At 39.2% G+C, this 1,072-nt stretch carries 1 protein-coding gene; it reads right to left on the bottom strand.

Features of this window, described 5'->3' with window-relative positions:
• Window positions 1-1,072 (bottom strand): condensation domain-containing protein (locus tag O9332_RS21815; protein WP_288027387.1); only part of this gene is annotated, 1,072 nt, incomplete at both ends.

Raw genomic sequence — 1,072 nt, 5'->3', positions numbered from 1 at the left:
TTCAGATAAGGCAGTATTTTGAAGGACAAACATTACCTGAAATAGAGGAGTATGACTAAGATTTCTCTCTGTTTGTAAGGCTTCTACTAACATTTCAAAGGGTAAATCTTGATGAGCATAAGCACCTAAAGACATTTCTCTAACTCTCATCAATAATTCCTGAAAACTAGGATTTTCTGAACAGTCAGTCTGCATCACTAAAGTGTTCACAAAAAAGCCGATTAAACTCTCTATTTCACGACGGTTACGATTAGCTATAGGTGTGCCTATTAAGATGTCTGATTGTCCTGTATAACGATAAAGTAATACTCCATAAACTGCTAACAATGTCATAAACATTGTTACCCCTTGTTGCTGACTTAATTCTGTTAGCTTTTGTGTGAGTTCAAGGGATAGTTGAAACTCTTGATGTACCCCAGTAAATGTTTGGACTGCTGGACGAGGTTTATCTGTTGGTAAGGGTAAGAAAGTTGGTGCGTCTGCTAATTGTTTTTTCCAATAATTTAATTGGTTTTCTAAGACTTCTCCCTGTAGCCATTGTCTTTGCCAAAGGGTAAAATCTCCATACTGGATAGATAGGGGATTGAGCGGCGAAGATAATCCCTGAATATAGGCATTATAGAGGGCGGTTAGTTCCTGAATAAATACCCCCATTGACCAGCCATCACTGACAATGTGGTGCATACAGACTAATAAGAGATGTTCCGTTTCAGATAACACCACTAAAGTGATTCTGATTAAGGGTTCACCAGCTAAATCAAAGGGTTGAACCGCTTGATTTTGTGCTAACTCTTGGGAGGCAATTGCTTGTTCACTACCAGATAAATGCTGTAAATCCACAACCGTAACTGTCCAGGTTCGTGTTTGTATAACTTGGGTAGGGATACCATCAACGGTAATGAAGTTGGTGCGTAAAGCTTCGTGGCGATCACAAATTTCTTCTAAACTCTGGATTAAGATTTCTGAGTTCAGGTTTCCCTCTAAACGCAAGGCTAGGGGGATATTATAAAAAGAACTATTCGACTCAAATTCAGCCAAAAACCAGAGACGAGTCTGAGCAAAAGATAGGGGT

The sequence above is a fragment of the Microcystis sp. LE19-10.1B genome (genome assembly GCF_027530565.1).
GTDB lineage: Bacteria > Cyanobacteriota > Cyanobacteriia > Cyanobacteriales > Microcystaceae > Microcystis > Microcystis aeruginosa.
This window is presented reverse-complemented; position numbering and strand designations above follow the sequence as displayed.